Source organism: Microbacterium sp. CGR1 (assembly GCF_001266755.1).
Taxonomy (GTDB): Bacteria; Actinomycetota; Actinomycetes; order Actinomycetales; family Microbacteriaceae; genus Microbacterium.
This window is the reverse complement of record NZ_CP012299.1, coordinates 1,494,482-1,515,517: the sequence shown is the minus strand read 5'-3', so window position 1 is coordinate 1,515,517 and position 21,036 is coordinate 1,494,482. Positions and strand designations below refer to the sequence as shown.

Here is a 21,036-nt window from a genome sequence, read left to right as displayed (position 1 = left end):
TCCCGCGACATGGGGCGTCGTCGTGAGTAGCGTCGTCCGCATGACAGCTCCCTACCGCGTCGTCGCCGTCTCCGGATCTCTGCACGAGCCCAGCAAGACCACGGCGCTCATCCGTGCGATCGCCGGGGCGATCGCCGAGCGCGCCGAGGTCGAGATCGAGGTCATCGAGCTCACCGACATCGGCCCGTCGCTCGCAGGAGCGCTGCGTCGCGACCAGCTTCCGGCGCGCGTCGAGGAGAAGCTGGTGGCGATCGAGGCGGCAGACCTGCTGATCGTGGGCAGCCCCGTCTACCGCGCATCCTTCACCGGCCTCTTCAAGCACCTGTTCGACTTCGTGGGTCAGTACGAGCTCGTCGGCAAGCCGGTGCTGCTCGCGGCGACCGGCGGCGGGGAACGCCACGCGCTCATCATCGAGCACCAGCTGCGGCCGCTGTTCGCGTTCTTCCAGGCGCTGACGCTGCCCCTGGGTGTCTACGCCAGCGACACCGACTTCGACGGCTACGTGATCGCCTCCGACGTGCTCCACGCGCGCATCGCCCTCGCGGCCGAGCGTGCGCTGCCGCTCGTCGGCTATGCGGCATCCCGGCCGGCGGAGCTGCTCGTCTCCTGACCGTCTCGTCAGGCGCCGATCGGCGTAGCGTGGACGTATGACGAACCGGCTCGCCGACACGCTCAGCCCGTACCTCCGCGCCCACGCCGACAATCCTGTCGACTGGTATGCCTGGGGCTCGGAGGCCTTCGCCGAGGCGCAGCGCCGCGATGTGCCGCTGCTGATCTCGATCGGGTATTCGACCTGCCACTGGTGTCATGTGATGGCCAGGGAGTCGTTCGCCGACCCCGACACGGCTGCACTGATCAATCGCGACTTCGTCGCGGTGAAGGTCGACCGCGAGGAGCATCCCGACGTCGACGGCGCCTACATGGCAGCTGCCTCGGCGTTCACGCAGAATCTCGGTTGGCCCCTCACCGTCTTCACGACGCCGCGGGGCCGCACGTTCTACGCCGGAACCTACTGGCCGCCCGAGGCACGACAGCCGATGCCCGCGTTCCGTGACGTGCTCGCCGCGGTGCAGGAGGCGTGGACCCAGCGCCGTGCCCAGGCAGAGGAGTCTGCGGATGCCGTCACGGACGCCCTCGCCCGCGCAGGCGCCTCGACCCCCTCCGATCTTCCGGACGCCGATGCTCTCGCCGGCGCGGCGCGGACGATCGCGGCTCGGGAGGATCGCCGCTTCGGCGGTTACGGCGATGCGCCGAAGTTCCCGGTCGCGACGACCCTGAGGATGCTGCAGACACCGCTCGTGCGCAGAGAGGCCCCGGATGCCGCCGAGTCGGCCGACCGGGCGCTCGCCGCGATGGCCGCCTCCGATCTGCGCGATGCCGATGGGGGGTTCTTCCGCTACGCGACCCGACGCGACTGGAGCGTGCCGCACTACGAGCGGATGCTGACCGACAACGCGCAGCTGCTCGACGTGGCGCTCGACGCGGGTGACGACGCGACCGCACGCGGCATCGCCGACTTCCTCCTGGGCACGCTGCGCAGGGCGGGCGGCGGGTTCGGCGCGGCTCAGGACTCGGAGTCGTGGATCGACGGCGAACGCAGCGAGGGCGGCTACTACCTGCGACCGCCCTCCGAGAGGACCGGTCTCGAGCTCCCTGCCGTCGACGGCAAGGTCATCACGGGATGGAACGGTCTGGCCATCACCGGTCTCGCCCGCGCGGGAGCTTCTCTGGCGGAAGGGTCCTGGGTGCGGGCCGCGGCCGAGGCTGCCGAGTACGTGCTGCGAGTCAACAGGGATGCGACCGGGGCTCTCGTGCGGGCGTCGCTCGACGGGGTCGCCTCGGGTGCGGTCGCCACCGCGGCCGATGTCGCTCTCCTGGCCGACGGGCTGTTCGCGCTCGCCGCGGTCACGGGCGAGGCGGCGTGGGCGGTGGAGGCACGCACACTGCTCGACGCGGCGATCGAGGGCTTCGAGGGCGACCCGCTGCTCGCCGAGCACGGCATCGCCGCAGCGCCCGATCAGACCGACGGCGATCTGCCGTCGGATGCGGCGGCCGTGGCTGCGGCATCCCTCACCGCCTGGCGTCTCGGCGCGGGGGATCGGTATCGCGAGGCAGCCGCGGAACGCGTGCGCGAGCATGCCGCGCCCGCCATTGCACAGCCGTTCGCGCACGGCAGCCTGCTGCGCGTGGCAGCGGGTCTCGTCGATGCGCCGAGGCAGCTCGTCGTCGTCACCGAGACGCCCGAGGGCGCACTCGCCTCGGCAGCCCGCAGGGCCGACGCGGACGTCGTCGCGATCGTCACCCCGGAGCAGGCCCAGGCATTCGCGGATGCCGGCTTCGAGCTGTTCGACGGCAAGGGCGACGCGATGGAGCAGGCGTTCGACTGCCGCTCGTTCGTGTGCCGGCTCCCGGTGCGCGACCCCGCAGACCTCCCGCTCGCGCGGTGAGCTCAGGCTGCGATCCTGGACGGCGGGCGGAGCCGCGTAGGCTGAGCAGTCTGCTCATCGCACGCAGGAGGCACGCGCATGACCGAGGTTCCCACCACGACGACCACGACCAAAGGTCTGCACCCCGGGCTGACCCGTCGGCAGATCTCGATGATGGGACTCGGCGGGGCGATCGGCGCCGGACTGTTCGTCGGGTCGGGACAGGCGATCAGCATCGCCGGTCCTGCCGTGCTCATCTCGTACCTCGTGGCCGGCGGCATCGTCGTGCTGATCATGGCGATGCTCGCCGAGATGGTCGCCGCCCGCCCGAGCTCAGGAGCCTTCAGCTCATACGCGCAGAAGGCGATGGGCCGCAGCGCCGGCAGCGCGGTCGGGTGGCTCTACTGGATCCAGCTCGTCGTCGTGATCGCCGCCGAGGCCACCGGCGCCGCCGGGATCATCGCGGCCTGGATCCCCGGCATCCCGGCCTGGGTATGGGTGCTCGTCTTCGTCGTCGCCCTGACCGCGGTCAACCTCTTCGGGGTGCGCAACTACGGCACGTTCGAGTTCTGGTTCGCGGCGATCAAGGTCGCGGCGATCATCGTGTTCCTCGTGGTCGGCGTGTGCGCGATCCTGGGCTTCATCCCCGGCGTGCCCGCGACCGGCATCGGCAATCTCGTCGACAACGGCGGCTTCGCTCCGAACGGCCTCACGGGCATCGCGGCGGCGCTCCTCATCGTGGTCTTCGCGTTCGGCGGCACCGAGGTCGTCGCGATCGCGGCGGCAGAGTCCGACGACCCCGCACGCAACATCCGCCGGATCGTGCGCGAGGTCCTCGTCCGCATCCTGATCTTCTACGTCGGCTCGATCTTCGTGATCGTGTCGGTGCTCCCGTGGAACGATCCCGCCGTCAAGGACGGTCCCTTCTCCGCAGTGCTCGACACACTGCAGCTGCCGGGCGTCGGCCTCGTGATGGACCTCATCGTCGTGATCGCGCTGCTGTCGGCGATGAACGCGAACATCTACGGCGCGTCGCGGATGGCGTACTCGCTCGGTGAGCGCGGGCTCGCACCGCTCGCGGCGACGCGAACGACGTCGACGGGCGTGCCGGTCGTGGCCGTGCTCGCCTCCGTCGCGTTCGGCTTCATCACGGTCGGGCTGAACTGGGCGTTCCCCGATGTGGTGCTGCCGGCGCTGCTCAACGTGGTCGGATCGACGCTGCTCATCATCTGGACGGCGACGGCGGTCTCGCAGATCATCCTCCGCCGCCGTGCCGATCGTGAGGGTGCGGCGATGCCGATGCGCATGTGGGGCTTCCCCTGGCTGTCGTGGCTGTGCCTGGCGCTGCTCGCCGGAGTGATCGCGCTCACCATGATCGACGAGGCTGCGCGTGTGCAGCTGCTGCTCACGATCGGCCTCACTGCGGTGCTGCTGGTCGTCGCCCGCCTGACACGCGGTGTCTCTCGCCCGGGGGTGGCCGGCGAGCGCGACGGAGTGGTCGAGGGCTGACCGCGCGCACGTGCTGCCGCTGGTCGGGTCAGATCCAGCCGGGCAGCCAGTTGTGCAGGAGCCAGAACTGGTAGGGCACGCTCATGCCGGTCCACACCGGGTAGAAGAACGCGGAGACCAGCACCACGACGGCGAGGAAGACGATCACGGTGCGCTCGCCCGACTGCCGGCGGTGCAGCGGATCCTCCCGGCGTCCCGCGATCTGACGGAGAACGACCGCGAGTGCGAGCACGAGGAACGGCGCCATCGCGACCGTGTAGAACTGGAAGATCGTCCGCTCAGGGAACAGCAGCCAGGGCACGTACGTCGCCGCGAGCCCGACCAGGGGGAACGTGAGGGCTGGACCGACGGGGCGACGTTCGGCCCACCCGCGCACGATGCGGTAGAGCAGGTAGAGAGCCGCGGCGACACCGGCGTACCAGATCAGCGGGTTGGGGATCGTCGAGATCACCGCGATGCAGTGATCGACGCCGCAGGGCCCGGGGTCGCTGCCCACCCAGACGGCTGTGGGGCGCAGCAGCAGAGGCCACTCCCACGCGGGGCTCGCGTACGGGTGGCCCTTGCTGAGACCGACGTGGAAGTTCAGGATCGCCTCGTGGTAGTTCCACAGCGCGATCAGCGGATTCGGATCGCTCTGCCGGGCATAGCCGCCGGCGGTGACGAGCCACCCCGTCCAGCTGGCGAGGTAGGTGGCGAGCGCCGGCAGCACGAGCAGCACGAAGGAGACCGGTCCCTGACGGAAGGCGGCTGCGGTGGGCCAGAGCACGACGCCCGCGCGGCGTCGTGCCAGGGCATCCGTCACCACGACGTACAGGCCGAAGGCCGCGAGCGCATAGAGCCCCGACCACTTCACGGCGCAGGCGGCGCCGAGCGCGACACCTGCGGCGATCAGCCACGGACGCCGCCAGAGCACGGGACCCCACATCGGCGCGGGGGAGTCGGGGTCGGTATCGGGGTCTGCGCGTTCCAGCACGGGGATCACCCGGTCGCGGTCGATCAGGATGAAGAGCGCGCCGAGCATGAGGAAGAACGTCAGAGGGCCGTCGAGCAGGGCCGTGCGACTCATCACGATGCTGAGGCCGTCGATCGCCAGCAGGGTGCCGGCGACCGTCGCCACCACGATCGAGCCGGTCAGGCGGCGGGCGACCAGATAGACGAGCAGCACGGTGGCGGCGCCCAGCAGTGCCGTCGCGATGCGCCAGCCCACCGTGTTGTCGGGTCCTCCGATGGCCATCCCCAGGGCGATCAGCCATTTGCCCAGGGGTGGATGCACGACGAACGACCCGGCATCCGACAGCGGCAGCTGCTGCAGTGTGATGAACGCCTCGTTCGCGTCCTTGCCCCAGGTGCCTTCGTATCCGAGAGTCCACAGCGACCAGGCGTCCTTGACGTAGTAGGTCTCGTCGAAGGCGAGCTGGTGCGGATGGCCGAGGTTGACCAGGCGCAGCACGGCGGCCAGGGCCGTCACCACGAGCGGCGCGAACCAGCGCACCATGCGCCCCCAGTCGGGGTCCTGCAGCACGCGGTCGCGCAGTCGCTCGTAGCGCGTCAGTCGCTGCTCGGGCGGAGGCAGCAGAGGCAGGGGCGCGGTCACCGCACCAGCCTAGACACTCCGCCGCTGGGCGCCGCCTAAGCTGGGCGGGTGATCATCCTCGCCGCAACACCGATCGGAAACCTCGGGGATGTCTCGCGTCGCCTCGTCGAGGTGCTGGAGAACGCCGAGGTCGTCGTCGCGGAGGACACGCGCACCACGCAGCGGCTCATGCAGGCTCTGCAGATCTCGAACCGCCCCCGGCTGATCGCACTCCATGATCACAACGAGAAGCAGAGAGCGGCGGAGCTCGCCGCACTCGCGGTCGAGACGGATGTCGTCGTCGTGAGCGACGCGGGGATGCCGGCCATCAGCGACCCCGGGTACGGGCTCGTCGCCGAGGCGGTCGCTCAGGGAGTGACGGTGACGGCGATCCCGGGGCCGAGCGCCGTGCTGATGGCGCTCTCCATCTCGGGACTGCCGACCGACCGCTTCACGTTCGAGGGGTTCCTGCCGCGCAAGCCCGGGGATCGGCGCTCGACGCTGCGGGCGCTCGCCGCAGAGACACGCACCATGGTCTTCTTCGAGTCTCCCGCCCGCCTGGCGTCGTCGCTCGCCGATATGGGCGCAGCCTTCGGCGACGACCGCCGCATCGCCGTCTGCCGCGAGCTGACCAAGTTCTACGAAGAGGTGCGCCGCGGCACCTCCGCCGAGCTCGTCGAGTGGGCGACGGCGGGCGTCAAGGGCGAGATCGTCGTGGTGGTCGAGGGTGCAGCGCCTCGTGAGGCGTCGGCGGAAGACGCTCTCGCGCAGGTGCAGCGACTCGTGGCATCCGGCGTGCGTCTCAAGGAGGCCTGCGCCGAGGTCGCCGCGGCGACGGGCCTGTCGTCGCGCGACCTGTATCAGGCAGCGCTCGCCGCGCGCAGCTGATGGAAGGCACCTCGGACGCGGGCGTCGCCGCTGCCTACGACGAGCGGGCCGCGGAGTACGTGGAGCTCGCCGGTGCGATCGAGCAGATGGATGCCCGGGATGCTGCGGTCATCGAGGCCTGGCGTGACACGGCCCCCGGCCTGCTGCTGGATGCCGGCTGCGGGCCCGGGCACTGGACCCAGCTCCTGAGTCTCGGCGAACGCGTGGCGCAGGGGATCGACCTGTCGGAGGAGTTCATCGCGACGGCGAGGAAACGGCATCCGGGCATCTCCTTCGACGTCGGCTCGTTCCGCGACCTGCCGTTCGCGGCGGGGTCGGTCGGAGGCATCCTCGCCTGGTACTCACTGATCCACACCTCGCCGGCTGACATCCCCGGGATCCTCGAAGAGTTCGCCCGCGTGCTGGCTCCCGGAGGCAGCATCCTGATCGGCTTCTTCGACGGCGAGCCGCGCGAGCCGTTCGCGCATGCCGTCGCGCCGGCGTACTTCTGGTCTGCCGAGGCGCTCGCCGGGCTTCTCGCCGACGCGTGCTTCGAGGTCGTGACGAGTGACACCCGGGGCCGCGAACCCGGCGAGATCAGCGCCCGCCCTCACGGCTCACTCGAAGCACGCAGGCGGTGACTCGCTCGCCGGGTAGCCTGGTGCACACGCAAGCGGAGGAGGACCGAGCGTGAGCAAGAGGGCGACCGTCTACGACGTCGCAGACCGCGCCGGAGTGTCGATCGCGACGGTCTCCCGCGTGCTGCGGCAGCCGGATGCCGTGCGCCCCGCCACGCGCGAGCGCGTGCTCGACTCCGTCTCGGCGCTCGGCTACGTGCCCAGCGGCAGCGCGCGCGGTCTGGCCGAGCGCCGCACCGGCGTGCTCGGGCTGTACTTCCCCGGTTTCGATGCCTCGGAGGACGCGCCCGTCCTCGACGTGCTGGCCGATGACCAGGGCGAGGCGCCGCCGTTCACGGTCGAGCAGGCGTCCGCCGACGCGGGCGCACCGCATCCGACCATGCTGTTCCTCGACGAGGTGCTGCGGGGAGCGGAGCTCGAAGCCTGGAAGCAGGGTTTCGTGCTCATGATCGGCGTCGGCCGTGACGATCCGACGCGCGAGACCGTGCGGGACATCGCCGGACGCGTCGACGGGCTGATGGTGCTGGCGCAGAGCGTGCCCGACGACGTGCTCGCCCGGCTCGCTCAGCGGATCCCCGTGGTGGTGCTCTCGGGGCCGGCGCGCGGCGACAGCTACGACCACGTGACCGTCAGCAACGCCGAGGCGATGTCGGAGCTGACCAGACTGGTGCTCGCGCAGGCCGACCAGGGGGCGCTCGCTTTTCTCGCCGGCCCCGAGGACTCGCCCGACGGCGCCCAGCGCTGGGAGGGTTTCGCCGCGGCGGTCGCCGAGGCGGGCATCGCGACGGATGCCGTGACGGTGCTGCGCGGCGACTTCACCCGCGCATCCGGGCGGCGGGCGGCTGAGCAGCTGATCGCCGACGGCGTCCCCGCCGCACTCATCGCCGCGAACGACCAGATGGCCCTCGGGGCGATCGACGCGTTCCGCTCGGCCGGTATCCGCGTGCCCCACGATGTCCGGGTCACGGGCTTCGACGGCATCGAGGCGGCGGCGCTGTCGCGTCCCGCCCTCACCACCGTCCGCCAGCCGATGATCGATCTCGGGCGGGCCGCCGTGCAGCTGCTCTCGCGACGTCTCGAGAACCCGGACGGCGAGCCGATGACGGTGCGCCTGCCCGTGCAGATCCTCGTCCGCGAGAGCTCCCAGCGCCCCGACTGAACGGCTGGCGGCGTTCAGGTGCGGTCGTGCAGGGTGATGCGGTAGCCATCGGGGTCGGCGAAAGTGAACGTGCGACCGAACGGGCCGTCGATCGGCTCGGACACGATCGCGCGGCCGTCGGCGAGGAGGGCGTCATGGATCGCCTGGACATCCGTGGCGTGCAGCCAGACCGCCGTGCCGATCCCGGGCTGGTCGACGGAGTCGAGGTCGGTTCCCGGGGCGAGGTCGCGCAGCGCGAAGGCGATCGGCGTCGTCTCGAAGACCACGGCGTGAGGCGGACCCGCCGGCGATCTGACGAGTCCGAGATAGCGCTCGTAGAACGCCTGTGAGGCGTCGAGGTCGCGCACCTGCAGGGAGATGAAGTCGGGTCCGGTGACGGGCATGATCGCGCTCTTTCCTTGTCGTGTCAGTTATCTGACATGTCTGAATCTATGTCAGAATACTGACATGAGTCAAGACCGAGCCGGCATCGACCTCGACACCTCGCTGGGCTACCTGCTGAAGGAGGCGTCGAGCGCTCTCCGCATCGCGATGGAGGAAGTGCTGAAGCCCCTCGGCATGACGATCACCCACTACTCGTGTCTCGAACTCCTCGCTCAGCGACCTGGGCTCTCGAACTCGGAACTCGCCCGAGGTGCGTTCGTCACGCGTCAGTCGATGAACGTGCTCCTCCAGTCTCTCGAGCGTGACGGATTCGTCTCGCGGGCCGACGAGGCTCCGGTCGGCAAGGTGCTGCCGACCAGCCTGACGCCGAAGGGGCGGAAGAGCCTCGCCGCGGCGACGGCCGCCGTCCGCTCGGTCGAGGTCAGGATGCTGACCGGGATGACCCCGGCAGAGCAGTCCGCCGCGCTCCGCGCTCTGCGCAGCATGATCGACTCGCTGCGCCGCGCCCCCCACTGAGACGGGATTTGACACCGCTCCCACGCCGGTCGTCGCAGGGGAGTGGGGGCTCTCGGTGTCATGCGAGGGGGTTGCAGCCGCCAAATGTATGCGCTTACAATTGCTGATGCGGCTTCGGCCGCGGGGTGCCCCGACCCGTGGGACCCCCTTCATGACACAGACGACATGAGGTGGCAGTGTGGCGAAGACGCACATGCTCCGGCGCTGGCGGAGAGCCGCGATCGTGGGACTGGCGGCAGCGGCCGTCGTGCTCAGCGGTTGCAGCATCCAGATCAGTTCGCAGCCCGATCCATCGATCGGCGACGACACGATGCTCATCAACGCGGACAAGGGGAACCCGTTCTTCACGCGGAACTTCAACCCGTATCTCACCAACACGCGCACCGCGTCGCGGTGGATCTATGAGCCCCTGATCCTGGTGAACCCGCTCGACGGAACCGAGAACCCGTGGCTCGCGAGCGAATGGTCGCAGCCCGATGCCCGGACGGTCGTGATGACGATCCGCGATGACGTCGAGTGGAGCGACGGCGAGAAGCTGACACCCGACGACGTGGCGTTCACGTTCCAGCTGCTGAAGGACAACCCCTCCCTCGACATCAAGGGCGCCTGGCAGCACCTCGAGACCGTCGAGGTCGACGGCGACGACGTCATCATGCACCTGCAGACCGATGACGCGCCCTCGCTGCCGATCCTCGGCCAGACCATGATCGTGCCGGAGCACCTCTGGTCGGACGTGAAGGACCCGGGCACGTACCGCAATGAGAACCCGGTCGGCACCGGCCCGTTCGTGCTGGGCAACTACAACGACCAGCAGTACTCGATGGACAAGAACCCCGACTACTGGCAGGCCGACAAGATCGAGATCGAGCACATCATCCTGCCGTCGACGAACTCGCAGCTCGACACCGTCACCCGCGGCTACGACTGGGCGTACTCGTTCATCTCCGACGTCGAGGGCACGTGGGGTGCGGCCAGTGAGAACAACGACTGGTGGTTCCCGCCGGGAGGCGTGATCGCGCTGATGCCCAACCTCGAGGTCGCGCCGTTCGACGACGTGAACGTGCGCCGCGGCATCGCCCTCTCGCTCGACCGCGAGGAGATCGCCGAGACCGCCTCCGAGGGCTACATGGAGCCCGCAGGGCAGACCGGCCTCGTGCTCCCGAACCAGGAGGAGTTCCTCGACCCCGGCATCCCCGATCAGGGCATGATCACGCAGGACAGGGATGCCGCACTCGCGGCCTTCGCCGAGGCGGGGTACACCCTCGACGGCGACCGGCTGGTGAGTGCAGACGGCGAGCAGCTCGAGTTCGCGCTCACGACGGCCAACGGATTCTCCGACTGGACCCGCGCGGCGCAGACCGTGCAGAGCCAGCTTGCCGACGTCGGCGTCAAGGTGACGCTCAAGCTCCCGCAGCCGGCCGGATACCAGAGCGCCATCAGCAACGGCGACTTCGAGATGGCGATCGGCGGCATGGGCAACGGCGACGTCTACCAGGCATACAACAACCTGCTCTCGAGCGAGTTCTACGTGCCGTCCGGCGAGACGACCGCGAACAACTTCGAGCGGTACCGGTCGGATGAGGCCGACGCGCTGCTCGCCGAGTATCGCGAGACGGTCGACCCCGCCCGCCAGACCGAGATCGTGCAGGAGCTGCAGGCCATCGTCTACGAGGAGATGCCGGTCATCGGCCTCTACTACGGCGGCATCTGGGGCCTGTTCAACGACTCCAAGTTCACCGGCTGGCCCTCAGAGGATGACCCATACATGATCCCGCAGAACTACGACTCGGCACCGCTGGGCATCTTCACCCGGCTCGAGCGCGTGAAGGAGGACGACCGATGAAGTACGTCCTCCAGAAGATCGGGCTGTTCGTCCTCACGCTGTGGGCGGCCATCACCCTGAACTTCTTCCTTCCGCGGCTGATGCCCGGCTCGCCTGCCGACGCCGCCATCGCCAAGCTCTCGCAGAACGGCCCGGTGTCCGATGCGACGCGCGCCGCGATCGAGGCGCAGCTCGGTGTGCCGACCGGCTCGATCTGGGATCAGTACGTCGCCTACCTCGGTCAGGTCGCACGACTCGACTTCGGTGTCTCGTACACGTTCTACCCTCAGACCGTGTCGAGCATGGTCTCGACCGCGCTGCCGTACACGATCGGCCTCGTCGGCATCGTCACGATCCTCGCGTTCGTGATCGGCACCCTGATCGGCACCGCCGCCGCCTGGCGCCGCGGCACGTGGCTGGACTCGCTGCCGACGCTGACCGGCTCCTTCCTCAGCACCTTCCCCTACTTCTGGACAGCGCTGCTGCTGCTGTTCTTCTTCGGGTACGTGCTGCACTGGTTCCCCACCACCGGCGCGTATTCGGCGACGACCACGCCGGGCTTCACCTGGGACTTCTTCATCGATCTCGTGCAGCATGCGATCCTCCCGGCGGTCACGATCCTGTTGACCTCTCTCGGCGGATGGATCATCGGCATGCGCAACGCGATGATCAACACCCTGGGTGACGACTACGTGACGTTCGCCGAGGCGAACGGCCTGCACGGTCGCACCATCGCCCTCCGCTATGCCGCACGAAACGCGATCCTGCCGAACCTCACCGGCTTCGGGCTCACGCTCGGCGGCGTGGTCGGCGGATCGATCCTCGTGGAGCAGGTGTTCGGCTATCCCGGCATCGGATACCTGCTCTTCAACGCCGTGATCGGGCAGGACTACCCGCTCATGCAGGCGCTCTTCCTGATGATCACCGTCAGCGTGCTCGTCGCCAACTTCCTCGTCGACATCCTGTACGGCGTGCTGGATCCAAGGACCCGCCGATGACCTCCACCATGAATGTCAAGGTTCCCTCCGACCGGATCGCGGCTCCCAGCCCGTGGCGCTCGTTCGCCCGGATGGTGGGCACCCTCTGGTCCAACGGCAAGGCCCGTCTGGGCCTCATCATCCTCGGTCTGTTCGTGCTGGTGGCGGTGTTCGCTCCGCTGCTCGCCCCGTACGGACCGAAGGAGAACACCTTCGAGCGCAACGCCGACGCGTCGGCCGCGCACTGGCTCGGCACCACCGCCGCCGGCGAAGACGTCCTGAGTCAGCTGATCTACGGCTCGCAGATCAGCCTCCTGGTCGGCATGGCCGCCGGCATCCTCTCGACGATCGTCGCAGTGCTGATCGGGCTCAGCTGGGGCTACATGCGCGGATTCCTGGGCGAGGTGGTCGGCTTCATCGTCAACCTCTTCCTGGTGATCCCCGGTCTGCCGCTGATGATCGTGATCGCCGCGTACCTGCAGAACGGCGGCATCCTGATGATCATCGCGGTGATCGTCGTCACCGGCTGGGCCTGGGGTGCGCGCGTGCTGCGCAGCCAGACGCAGTCGCTGCGAGGCAACGACTTCGTCACCTCGGCGCAGTTCTCGGGTGACAGCAGGGCGCGCATCGTGTTCCGCGAGATCCTGCCGAACATGACCTCGATCATCGCGGGCACGCTCTTCGGAGCGGCGACCGCGGCGATCCTCGCAGAGGCGGGCCTCGAGTTCCTCGGGCTCGGCGACTCGAGCATCGTCAGCTGGGGCACCATGCTCTACTGGGCGCAGAACTCCAACTCGCTGCTCACCGGGCAGTGGCTGCTGTTGTTCGCCCCTGGTCTCTGCATCGCCCTGCTCGCCCTGAGCCTGACACTGATCAACTTCGGCGTGGATGGGATCTCCAATCCGCGCCTGCGAGAGGGGAAGGGCCGATGAGCGCCATGGAAGCGAACATCCCCACGGATGACGTGCTGCTCGATGTCCAGGGCCTGTCGGTCGAGTACGCCTCGCCCGGCACCACGCCGGTCACCGCCGTCGAGGACGTCTCGTTCACGCTGCGTCGCGGCGAGTTCGTCGGTCTCGTCGGCGAGTCCGGCTCGGGCAAGTCGACGCTCGGCTTCGCGCTGACACGGCTCCAGAAGCCGCCGGCTCGCATCAGCGGCGGGCGCATCCTGTTCGACGGGCGCGACATCCGCGAGCTCGACGCCGAGGAGCTGCGCCGTCAGCGCCAGGGCGGGTTCGCGATGGTGCTGCAGTCGGGCATGAACGCGCTGAACCCGGTGCGCACGATCGGCAACCACTTCCGCGACATCTTCGCCGCGCACGGACACGTGGCCCGCGGCGATCGGGATGCGAGGGCGCGCGAGCTGATCGGCAAGGTCGGTCTCGACCCCGCAGTGCTGGCCAGATACCCGAGCGAGCTCTCGGGCGGCATGCGGCAGCGCACCTCGATCGCGCTGGCACTGTCGCTCGAGCCGCAGCTGATGGTGTTCGACGAGCCGACCACGGCGCTCGACGTGCTCGTGCAGCACGCCGTCATGGACACCATCAAGGACCTCCAGCGCACCGAGCACTTCACCGCGATCCTCATCAGCCACGACCTGGGCATCGTGCTCGAGGCGACCGATCGGGTGATGGTCATGCATGAGGGTCGGATCGTCGAAGACGCGCCGAGCCTCGACATCCTGCAGCGTCCTCAGGACGAGTACACGCGGATGCTGCTGAGCCACTACGCCGATCCTCGGGCCGAGTCGATCTCGATCCCCGGGTTCGTCGACCTCGGCACGCGCCGTCGCGAGGGGCGCTCACGCACCGACCTGACCGAGACCCTGCCCACCGTGTCGCAGCGCGACACGCGCCGGGCGGACGCCGCGATCGTGGTCGAGGGCGTGTCGAAGCGGTATCCGGCTCCGCGTCGGGGCGAGCAGCCCGTCACCGCGGTCGACGATGTGTCGTTCCGACTCGAACCCGGCGAGGCCCTGGCACTCGTCGGCGCCTCCGGTTCGGGCAAGTCGACGATCGCGAAGCTGATCACCGGTGTCGAGAAGCCGACCGAGGGCACGGTGCGCTTCGGCGATGTCGACGTCGCGGCCCTGCGCCGTGCGGGCCTGCGCGACCTGCGCAAGGACGTGCAGATGGTGTTCCAGGATCCGTATGCCGCGCTCAACCCGCTGCACACGGTGGAGTACGCGCTGAGCCGACCGATCCGCAACTACACGCCGTTGCGCGGTGACGAGGCGAGAGCCCGCGTGCTCGAGCTCCTCGAGACCGTGGGCCTGACACCTGTCGAGCAGTTCGCGGCCAAGCTGCCGCATCAGCTGTCAGGCGGTCAGCGTCAGCGCGTGGTCATCGCCCGGGCGCTCGCGAGCGATCCGCAGGTGCTGATCGCCGACGAGCCGGTGTCGATGCTCGACGTGTCGCTGCGTGCCGGAGTGCTCGCGCTGCTCGAAGACCTGCGCGAGAGGTGGGGCATCAGCATGCTCTACATCACGCACGACCTGCTCAGCGCGCGGCTCGTCACCGAGAACATCCTCGTGCTCAACGGCGGTCGCGTCGTCGAGCGCGGTGAGACCTCTCAGGTCCTCCAGCATCCGGAGGACCCGTACACGGTGCAGCTGCTCGACGCCGTGCCCAACCCATCCCGAATCTCGAAATAGAGAGGAGCACTCGTGCTCACATTCCCTGACGGCTTTCTCTGGGGCGCTGCGACCGCAGCCCATCAGGTGGAGGGGAACAACACGACCAGCAACTGGTGGGCCATGGAGCATGCTCCGGGCTCGACGATGGTGGAGCCCTCGGGCGATGCCGCCGACCACTTCCACCGGTACCCGGAGGACATGCGGCTGCTGGCGGATGCCGGTCTGAACTCGTACCGCTTCTCGATGGAGTGGGCGCGCATCGAGCCCGAGCGCGGCTTCGTGTCGCGGGCGATGCTGGATCACTACCGCCGCATGATCGACACGGCCAGGGAGAACGGTCTGGACCCGACGGTGACGCTGATGCACTTCACGGTGCCGCAGTGGTTCCAGAAGGACGGCTTCTGGCGTGCGGACGACGCGGTCGACCTGTTCTCCCGCTACGTCGAGACCGTGCTGCCGATCCTCGAGGGCGTGACCTACGTCTGCACGATCAACGAGCCGAACATCGCGGCGATGCTCGCCGGGGGAGAGGATGCCTCGAACCTCGTCGCCTTCGGACTGCCGAACCCCGACCTCGCCGTCGCGGACACGCTGCTCGACGCGCACCACCGGGCCTCCGAGATCCTGCATTCCGTCTCGGGCGTGCAGGCTGGATGGACGATCGCGACGCAGGCCTTCCACTCCACCGGCGAGCCGGGGGCGGACGAGATGCTGGCCGAGTACGGCGACCCCCGCGACCACTGGTACCTCGATCAGTCGGCCGGTGACGACTTCGTCGGCGTGCAGGCCTACACCCGCACCTTCATCGGCCCCGAGGGTCCGCGTCCGGTCGCCGACGACGTCGAGACCACGCTCACCGGCTGGGAGTTCTTCCCCGAGGCGCTCGAGATGGGCGTGCGCAGCGCGTGGGAGCGCAGCGGCGGCGTGCCGGTGCTCGTCACGGAGAACGGCATCGCGACCGGCGACGACACGCGGCGCATCGCCTATACCCAGGGTGCTCTCGAGGGACTCCACCGTGCCATCTCCGACGGCATCGAGGTCAAGGCTTACCAGCACTGGAGCGCACTCGACAACTACGAGTGGGCGAGCGGATTCCGCCCGACCTTCGGCCTGATCGGCTTCGATCACGAGACGTTCGAGCGTTCGCCTAAGCCCTCGCTCGCCTGGCTCGGAGAGGTCGCACGCCGCAACGGGCTCTGAGCCGCACGACCCCGGGGCCCAGCCCCGGGGTTACGCTCTGATCATGACCCACGCAGTCCGCGCGAAGCGCGGAGACAGGCTTCGATCGGCGGCCGCCGGCTTGAGCGCGGCCGTCGTCGCGGTCGGCCTGGCAGAGCTGGTCGCAGCGATCGTCGAGCCGAGCGCGAGCCCCTTCGCCGTGATCGGCAGCGGTCTCATCGATCTCGCCCCCAGCTGGGCGAAGGATGCGGCGATCGCACTGTTCGGCACCGGCGACAAGGTGGCGCTGATCACCGGGATAGCGGTGGTGCTCGTCGGGGTCGCCGCGCTCGCCGGCATCCTGGAATCCCGCCGCGCGGGCGTGGGATCCGCGATCCTCGCCGCTCTCGGCGTGCTGGCGCTGGTGGCCGCGATGATCCGTCCGGGCGCGGGCCCCTTCGCCTGGCTCCCCGGTCTCGTCGCCGGCGCGACCGCGGTCGTCGCGCTGCGGCTGCTCATGCGCAAGGTGCATCCGATCCCCTATCTCCGCGCCGAGCATGAGGAACGCCGCCAGTTCCTGCTGTGGACCGCCGGCGTCGCCGCGACCGGCGTCGTGGCGCTCGTCATCGGCAGCGCAGCCCGCGGCGCGACCAGGTCGATCGAGGCGATCCGCTCGACGTTGCGGCTGCCGAAGGCTGCCGCCCCCGCGCCGATGGTGCCGGCCGGTGCAGAGCTCGACATCCCCGGCCTGGCTCCTGTCGTGACCTCCAACGCCGAGTTCTACCGCATCGACACCGCACTGATCGTGCCGCGCATCGACCCGGCCGACTGGTCGCTGCGCATCCACGGGATGGTCGATCGCGAGATCGTGATCACGTGGGACGAACTGGTCGCGCTGCCGATGCAGGAGTCGCACGTCACCCTCGCCTGCGTGTCGAACCAGGTCGGCGGGGACCTGATCGGCAACGCCCTCTGGCTCGGGCATCCGGTGCGCGATCTGCTCGCGAGAGCGGGAGTCGATCCCGACGCCGACATGGTGCTGTCGACCTCATCCGACGGGTTCACGGCCTCGACGCCGATCGAGGCGCTCACCGACGAGCGCGATGCCCTGCTCGCGGTCGGCATGAACGGCGATGCGCTGCCTCTCGAACACGGCTTCCCGGTGCGCATGGTGGTGCCGGGCCTCTACGGCTATGTGTCGGCGACCAAATGGGTGACGGACCTCGAGGTCACCCGGTTCGACCGCACGACCGCCTACTGGACCGACCGCGGATGGTCGGAGCGCGGACCGGTGAAGCTGCAGTCGCGCATCGACGTGCCCCGGCGGGGGACCAGGATCGAGGCCGGCGACGCCGTCATCGCGGGCATGGCGTGGCAGCAGCACGTGGGCGTCGAGGGTGTGGAGGTGCGGATCGACGACGGTGAGTGGCGTCGCGCCGAGCTCGGCGCCGCGATCTCCGACGACACCTGGGTGCAGTGGCGTCTCGACTGGGCGGCCGAGAGTGGAGCGCACACGATCGAGTGTCGCGCGATCAGCGCCGACGGGGAGACGCAGACCTCGGATCCGGCCGATGTCGTGCCCGACGGCGCCCAGGGGTGGCACCGCATCGAGGTGTCTGTCGCCTGAGCGTAACGACCCCCTGCATCCCACCTAGAATTGTCCCCATGCCCGCAGGCGAATCGTTCTACATCACCACGCCCATCTACTACCCCTCCGATGTGCCCCACATCGGTCACGGGTACACCTCGGTGGCGGTCGACGCGCTCGCGCGCTGGCACCGGCAGGGCGGCGATGACACCTGGATGCTGACGGGCACCGACGAGCACGGCCAGAAAATGCTCCGTGCCGCGGCCGCGAACAACGTCACTCCGCAGGAGTGGGTCGACAAGCTCGTCACCGAGGCGTGGTTCCCCCTGCTCGAGACGCTCGACGTCGCGAACGACGACTTCATCCGCACGACGCAGGAGCGCCACGAGACCAACGTGCAGACGTTCTTCCAGCGTCTCTACGACCGTGGCTACATCTATGCGGGCGAGTACGAGGCGCTGTACTGCGTGGGCTGTGAGGAGTTCAAGCCCGAGTCCGAGATCGTCGACGGCACCGGTCCGTTCGAGGGCCTCAAGGTCTGCGCCATCCACTCGAAGCCGCTCGAGCTGCTGCAGGAGAAGAACTACTTCTTCAAGCTGAGCGAGTTCCAGGACCGTCTGCTCGAGCTCTACAAGACCCAGCCCGACTTCGTGCGCCCCGATTCGGCGCGCAACGAGGTCGTCTCCTTCGTCAGTCAGGGTCTCAAGGACCTCTCGATCTCGCGCTCGACGTTCGACTGGGGCATCCCGCTGCCGTGGGACGAGTCGCACGTCATCTACGTGTGGGTCGATGCGCTGCTCAACTACGCCACCGCCGTCGGCTACGGCTCCGATCAGGAGACCTTCGACCGCCGCTGGCCCGCCTATCACGTGGTCGGAAAAGACATCCTGCGCTTCCACGCGGTGATCTGGCCGGCTCTGCTGATGGCCGCGGGGCTCGATGTGCCCAAGGGCGTGTTCGCGCACGGCTGGCTGCTCGTCGGCGGCGAGAAGATGTCGAAGTCGAAGCTCACCGGCATCGCGCCGACCGAGATCACCGACGTCTTCGGATCCGACGCCTACCGCTACTACTTCCTCTCGGCGATCGCGTTCGGCCAGGACGGCTCGTTCTCGTGGGAGGACCTCTCGGCCCGCTACCAGGCGGAGCTCGCCAACGGCTTCGGCAACCTCGCCTCGCGCACCACGGCGATGATCGAGAAGTACTTCGAGGGCATCGTGCCGCCGCCCGCCGACTACACCGAGAAGGATCTCGAGATCCAGAGGATCGTCGCGGATGCCGCCTCGAACGCGGATGCCGCGATCGAGCAGTTCCGCATCGACGAGGCCATCTCGTCGATCTGGACGATCGTCGACGCTCTCAACGGCTACATCACGGAGAACGAGCCGTGGGCACTGGCACGCGACGAGTCTCAGCGCGGCCGTCTCGGCACCGTTCTCTACACGTGCGCCGAGGGACTTCGCGCGCTCGCCGTGCTGCTCTCGCCCGTGATGCCGCAGTCGACGGAGAAGCTCTGGGTCGCCCTTGGCGCCGCAGAGAGCCTCGGACGTCTGCAGGACCAGCCGATCCGCGAGGCCGGAGCCTGGGGCGTGCTGCGTCCCGGCACCAGCGTCAACGGTCTCACCCCGCTGTTCCCGCGCGTGGAGTCCACCGCCTGAGCATGACGTACGTGCAGCAGCGAGACGGCGACGGACGCAAGGATCTCCGGTACCCCGCGGCTCCGGAGCCCCTTGCCGTGCCCGTCTACGACAATCACGCGCATCTCGAGATCCTCGACGGCGATGAGCCGCTCTCGTTGACCGAGCAGCTCGATCGTGCGGCGGCCGTGGGTATCGCCGGGGTGGTGCAGGCATCGGGTGACATCGAGTCGTCCCGGTGGGCGGTCGAGGCCGCCGAGTCGGACCCGCGCGTGCTCGCGGCTGTCGCGATCCACCCGAATGATGCGCCCGCCTACGCCGAGGAGGGTCGTCTCGATGAGGCCATCGCGGTGATCGACGAGCTCGCGGCGCACCCGCGAACGCGGGCGATCGGCGAGACGGGTCTCGACTTCTTCCGCACCGAGCCCGAGCGCCGAGCGCCGCAGTTCGAGTCGTTCGAGGCGCACATCGCGCTGGCGAAGAATCACGGCATCGCGATGCAGATCCACGACCGTGACGCGCATGACGCGGTGCTCGAGACGCTGAGTCGCGTCGGGGCGCCCGAGCGGACGGTCTTCCACTGCTTCTCCGGCGACGATGCGATGGCAAGGATCTGCGCGGATGCGGGTTACCACCTGTCCTTCGCCGGCAACGTCACGTTCAAGAACGCGCAGAACCTGCGCGACGCGCTGAAGGTGACGCCCCTGGACCGCATCCTCGTCGAGACCGATGCGCCGTTCCTCACCCCGACGCCGCTGCGCGGTCGTCCGAACGCCCCCTATCTCGTGCCGATCACGGTGCGGTTCATGGCGGCGGAGCTCGGCATCGAGGTCGACGAGCTGTCGACCCGACTCGCCGCGAACACCCTGCGGGTCTACGGCTCGTTCACCGACTGATCCGCCGGTGCGGCACTGACGATCTGCGAGATCGGCTTCCAGACCAGGACAAGGGTCAGCGCGGCGCCCACGAAGGCGAACCACCACGGAGCCGTGAGACCCCAGACCTGGGCGATCACCCCGCCGAGGGCCTGGCCGATGACCATTCCGCCGAACACGCCGACCATGTTGACCGAGGCCACGCGGCCCTGCAGCTCGGCGGGGACCAGACGCTGGCGGACGGTCGTCGAGATCGTGCCCCACACGAACGCGTAGGCGCCGAACGCGAACATGATCACGAGCGCCACCCAGCCCGCGGTGGTGAGTGCGAACGCGAGGTGCATCAGCACCTCGAGCGAGAGGACGACGCGCATCAGCGTCGCGAACGACACGTGGCGTTCGAGCCAGCCGAAGCAGAGGGTGGCGAGGATTCCTCCGGCCGCCGAGGCGGTCGTCAGGGCGCCGTAGCCGACCGCGCCCATGTTCAGATACTCCGTGGCATAGAGCACGAGCACGCCCCACGGGGCCGCCCAGGTGACGTTGAAGACGAGGATGATCAGCACCAGCATCCGCACCGGCGGGTTCTGCCACAGCCAGCGGAGTCCTTCGCCGATGTCGGTGTGCACGTGCGACTTCACGCCGTCTCCCGTTGACCGGGGCGGCACGGGGGTGCGGGCCATGCGCGAGATCAGCACGACCGCGAGGAGGACGCAGAGGATCTCGAGCAGGAACGGCCACGCCGCGCCGGCGGCGAAGAGGAACGCGCCGAGCGGCGGCCCGGCGAACTGGTTCGCGACCAGATACCCGGCCTGCAGCCGCGCGTTGCCGATGCCGAGGTCGGCCGGCTTCACGAGCATCGGCAGCAGCGTGCTGCCGGCGGTGTCGACGAAGACCTCCGCCGTGCCGTAGAGGAAGGCCACGGCGAGCACGATCCAGATGTTCGCGGTTCCGGTGAGCAGGAACGCGCAGAGCCCCGCGAGCACCACGGCCCGTGCCGCGTTGGCGAACATCACGAGGCGCCGACGGTCGAACCGGTCGGCGATGGCTCCGGCGTGCAGCCCGAACAGCAGCCACGGGAGGAACTGCAGGATCGCCCCGGACGCGACGAGGATGGGCGACGACGTCATCGACGCGATGAGCAGGGGAGCGGCCGCGAGGGCGACGCCGTCTCCGACGTTGCTCGTCCACGATGATGCGAGCAGCCAGCGGAAATCCCTGCCCATGCGCCGTGGTGCGATCAGTTCACCGAGGGAGGGCATCACAGCAGACTACTGG

The 21,036-nt window shown here is 69.0% G+C and carries 18 protein-coding genes; 15 read left to right on the top strand and 3 right to left on the bottom strand.

Translation table 11 applies throughout. From position 1 onward, the window contains the following. Positions 1 to 40: 40 nt before the first annotated feature. From msuE to AKG07_RS07245, 3 genes are all read left to right on the top strand, one after another. Complete coding sequence (msuE, locus tag AKG07_RS07255) at positions 41 to 610, top strand: FMN reductase (RefSeq protein WP_053099190.1); 570 nt, start codon at positions 41 to 43, stop codon at positions 608 to 610. A gap of 37 nt (positions 611 to 647) precedes the next feature. Beyond that, complete coding sequence (locus AKG07_RS07250; protein WP_053097126.1) at positions 648 to 2,447, top strand: thioredoxin domain-containing protein; 1,800 nt, start codon at positions 648 to 650, stop codon at positions 2,445 to 2,447. A 78-nt stretch (positions 2,448 to 2,525) separates the two neighbouring features. After that, the gene (locus tag AKG07_RS07245; RefSeq protein ID WP_053097123.1) at positions 2,526 to 3,935 is read left to right on the top strand and encodes an amino acid permease; all 1,410 of its coding nucleotides are present in this window, start codon (positions 2,526 to 2,528) and stop codon (positions 3,933 to 3,935) included. A gap of 28 nt (positions 3,936 to 3,963) precedes the next feature. Here AKG07_RS07245 and AKG07_RS07240 read toward each other — a convergent pair whose 3' ends face one another. Continuing rightward, on the bottom strand, positions 3,964 to 5,529 hold the full coding sequence (locus AKG07_RS07240) for a dolichyl-phosphate-mannose--protein mannosyltransferase (RefSeq protein WP_053097122.1): 1,566 nt from the start codon (positions 5,527 to 5,529) through the stop codon (positions 3,964 to 3,966). Positions 5,530 to 5,577: 48 nt separating this feature from the next. Between AKG07_RS07240 and rsmI the strand changes: the two genes are divergently transcribed. The 3 genes from rsmI to AKG07_RS07225 are packed head-to-tail and all read left to right on the top strand — an operon-like array spanning position 5,578 to position 8,172. Further along, entirely contained in the window at positions 5,578 to 6,396 is an 819-nt protein-coding gene (gene rsmI / locus AKG07_RS07235; RefSeq protein WP_053097120.1) for a 16S rRNA (cytidine(1402)-2'-O)-methyltransferase, read from the top strand. Beyond that, positions 6,396 to 7,016, top strand: coding sequence for a class I SAM-dependent methyltransferase (locus tag AKG07_RS07230; protein ID WP_053097118.1), 621 nt, complete (start codon positions 6,396 to 6,398; stop codon positions 7,014 to 7,016). The genes rsmI and AKG07_RS07230 overlap by 1 nt, the downstream gene beginning before the upstream one ends. A 49-nt stretch (positions 7,017 to 7,065) precedes the next feature. Next, positions 7,066 to 8,172: a LacI family DNA-binding transcriptional regulator gene (locus tag AKG07_RS07225; RefSeq protein WP_053097116.1), complete on the top strand. Its 1,107-nt coding sequence runs from the start codon at positions 7,066 to 7,068 to the stop codon at positions 8,170 to 8,172. Positions 8,173 to 8,186: 14 nt separating this feature from the next. On the opposite strand, the gene AKG07_RS07220 is transcribed toward AKG07_RS07225, so the two are convergent. Beyond that, on the bottom strand, positions 8,187 to 8,555 hold the full coding sequence (locus AKG07_RS07220; protein WP_053097114.1) for a VOC family protein: 369 nt from the start codon (positions 8,553 to 8,555) through the stop codon (positions 8,187 to 8,189). Positions 8,556 to 8,619: 64 nt separating this feature from the next. Between AKG07_RS07220 and AKG07_RS07215 the strand changes: the two genes are divergently transcribed. The 9 genes from AKG07_RS07215 to AKG07_RS07175 all read left to right on the top strand — a co-directional run bounded on the left by AKG07_RS07215 (position 8,620) and on the right by AKG07_RS07175 (position 19,782). Further along, on the top strand, positions 8,620 to 9,072 hold the full coding sequence (locus tag AKG07_RS07215) for a MarR family winged helix-turn-helix transcriptional regulator (RefSeq protein ID WP_053097109.1): 453 nt from the start codon (positions 8,620 to 8,622) through the stop codon (positions 9,070 to 9,072). Positions 9,073 to 9,250: 178 nt separating this feature from the next. Then, positions 9,251 to 10,915 carry an ABC transporter substrate-binding protein gene (locus AKG07_RS07210; RefSeq protein WP_232224459.1) on the top strand — a complete coding sequence of 555 codons (1,665 nt, stop codon included), beginning with the start codon at positions 9,251 to 9,253 and terminating at the stop codon, positions 10,913 to 10,915. Beyond that, on the top strand, positions 10,912 to 11,892 hold the full coding sequence (locus tag AKG07_RS07205; protein ID WP_053097107.1) for an ABC transporter permease: 981 nt from the start codon (positions 10,912 to 10,914) through the stop codon (positions 11,890 to 11,892). Before AKG07_RS07210 ends, AKG07_RS07205 begins: the two co-directional genes overlap by 4 nt. After that, entirely contained in the window at positions 11,889 to 12,803 is a 915-nt protein-coding gene (locus AKG07_RS07200) for an ABC transporter permease (RefSeq protein WP_053097105.1), read from the top strand. The genes AKG07_RS07205 and AKG07_RS07200 overlap by 4 nt, the downstream gene beginning before the upstream one ends. Beyond that, positions 12,800 to 14,524, top strand: coding sequence for an ABC transporter ATP-binding protein (locus AKG07_RS07195; protein ID WP_053097103.1), 1,725 nt, complete (start codon positions 12,800 to 12,802; stop codon positions 14,522 to 14,524). The genes AKG07_RS07200 and AKG07_RS07195 overlap by 4 nt, the downstream gene beginning before the upstream one ends. 12 nt (positions 14,525 to 14,536) lie before the next feature. Then, positions 14,537 to 15,706 carry a glycoside hydrolase family 1 protein gene (locus AKG07_RS07190; RefSeq protein WP_053097102.1) on the top strand — a complete coding sequence of 390 codons (1,170 nt, stop codon included), beginning with the start codon at positions 14,537 to 14,539 and terminating at the stop codon, positions 15,704 to 15,706. Positions 15,707 to 15,749: 43 nt separating this feature from the next. After that, positions 15,750 to 17,291 (top strand): molybdopterin-dependent oxidoreductase, encoded by a 1,542-nt coding sequence (locus AKG07_RS07185; RefSeq protein ID WP_053097094.1) that lies wholly within the window; start codon positions 15,750 to 15,752, stop codon positions 17,289 to 17,291. A 38-nt stretch (positions 17,292 to 17,329) separates the two neighbouring features. Further along, positions 17,330 to 18,907, top strand: a complete 1,578-nt coding sequence (gene metG, locus AKG07_RS07180) for a methionine--tRNA ligase (RefSeq protein WP_053097093.1) — start codon at positions 17,330 to 17,332, stop codon at positions 18,905 to 18,907. Positions 18,908 to 18,909: 2 nt separating this feature from the next. Further along, the gene (locus tag AKG07_RS07175; protein WP_053097092.1) at positions 18,910 to 19,782 is read left to right on the top strand and encodes a TatD family hydrolase; all 873 of its coding nucleotides are present in this window, start codon (positions 18,910 to 18,912) and stop codon (positions 19,780 to 19,782) included. Here the strand turns inward: AKG07_RS07175 and AKG07_RS07170 are convergent. After that, a complete protein-coding gene (locus AKG07_RS07170) occupies positions 19,761 to 21,020 on the bottom strand; it encodes an MFS transporter (protein ID WP_053097091.1) in 1,260 nt (419 codons plus the stop codon). The genes AKG07_RS07175 and AKG07_RS07170 overlap by 22 nt on opposite strands. Positions 21,021 to 21,036 lie beyond the last annotated feature (16 nt).

Coding starts and splice junctions, on each gene's coding strand:
- msuE (WP_053099190.1), top strand. CDS start 41: ATGACAGCTCCCTACCGCGTCGTCGCCGTCTCCGGATCTCTGCACGAG.
- AKG07_RS07250 (WP_053097126.1), top strand. CDS start 648: ATGACGAACCGGCTCGCCGACACGCTCAGCCCGTACCTCCGCGCCCAC.
- AKG07_RS07245 (WP_053097123.1), top strand. CDS start 2,526: ATGACCGAGGTTCCCACCACGACGACCACGACCAAAGGTCTGCACCCC.
- AKG07_RS07230 (WP_053097118.1), top strand. CDS start 6,396: ATGGAAGGCACCTCGGACGCGGGCGTCGCCGCTGCCTACGACGAGCGG.
- AKG07_RS07220 (WP_053097114.1), bottom strand. CDS start 8,555: ATGCCCGTCACCGGACCCGACTTCATCTCCCTGCAGGTGCGCGACCTC.
- AKG07_RS07215 (WP_053097109.1), top strand. CDS start 8,620: ATGAGTCAAGACCGAGCCGGCATCGACCTCGACACCTCGCTGGGCTAC.
- AKG07_RS07205 (WP_053097107.1), top strand. CDS start 10,912: ATGAAGTACGTCCTCCAGAAGATCGGGCTGTTCGTCCTCACGCTGTGG.
- AKG07_RS07200 (WP_053097105.1), top strand. CDS start 11,889: ATGACCTCCACCATGAATGTCAAGGTTCCCTCCGACCGGATCGCGGCT.
- AKG07_RS07195 (WP_053097103.1), top strand. CDS start 12,800: ATGAGCGCCATGGAAGCGAACATCCCCACGGATGACGTGCTGCTCGAT.
- AKG07_RS07185 (WP_053097094.1), top strand. CDS start 15,750: ATGACCCACGCAGTCCGCGCGAAGCGCGGAGACAGGCTTCGATCGGCG.
- metG (WP_053097093.1), top strand. CDS start 17,330: ATGCCCGCAGGCGAATCGTTCTACATCACCACGCCCATCTACTACCCC.
- AKG07_RS07175 (WP_053097092.1), top strand. CDS start 18,910: ATGACGTACGTGCAGCAGCGAGACGGCGACGGACGCAAGGATCTCCGG.
- AKG07_RS07170 (WP_053097091.1), bottom strand. CDS start 21,020: ATGCCCTCCCTCGGTGAACTGATCGCACCACGGCGCATGGGCAGGGAT.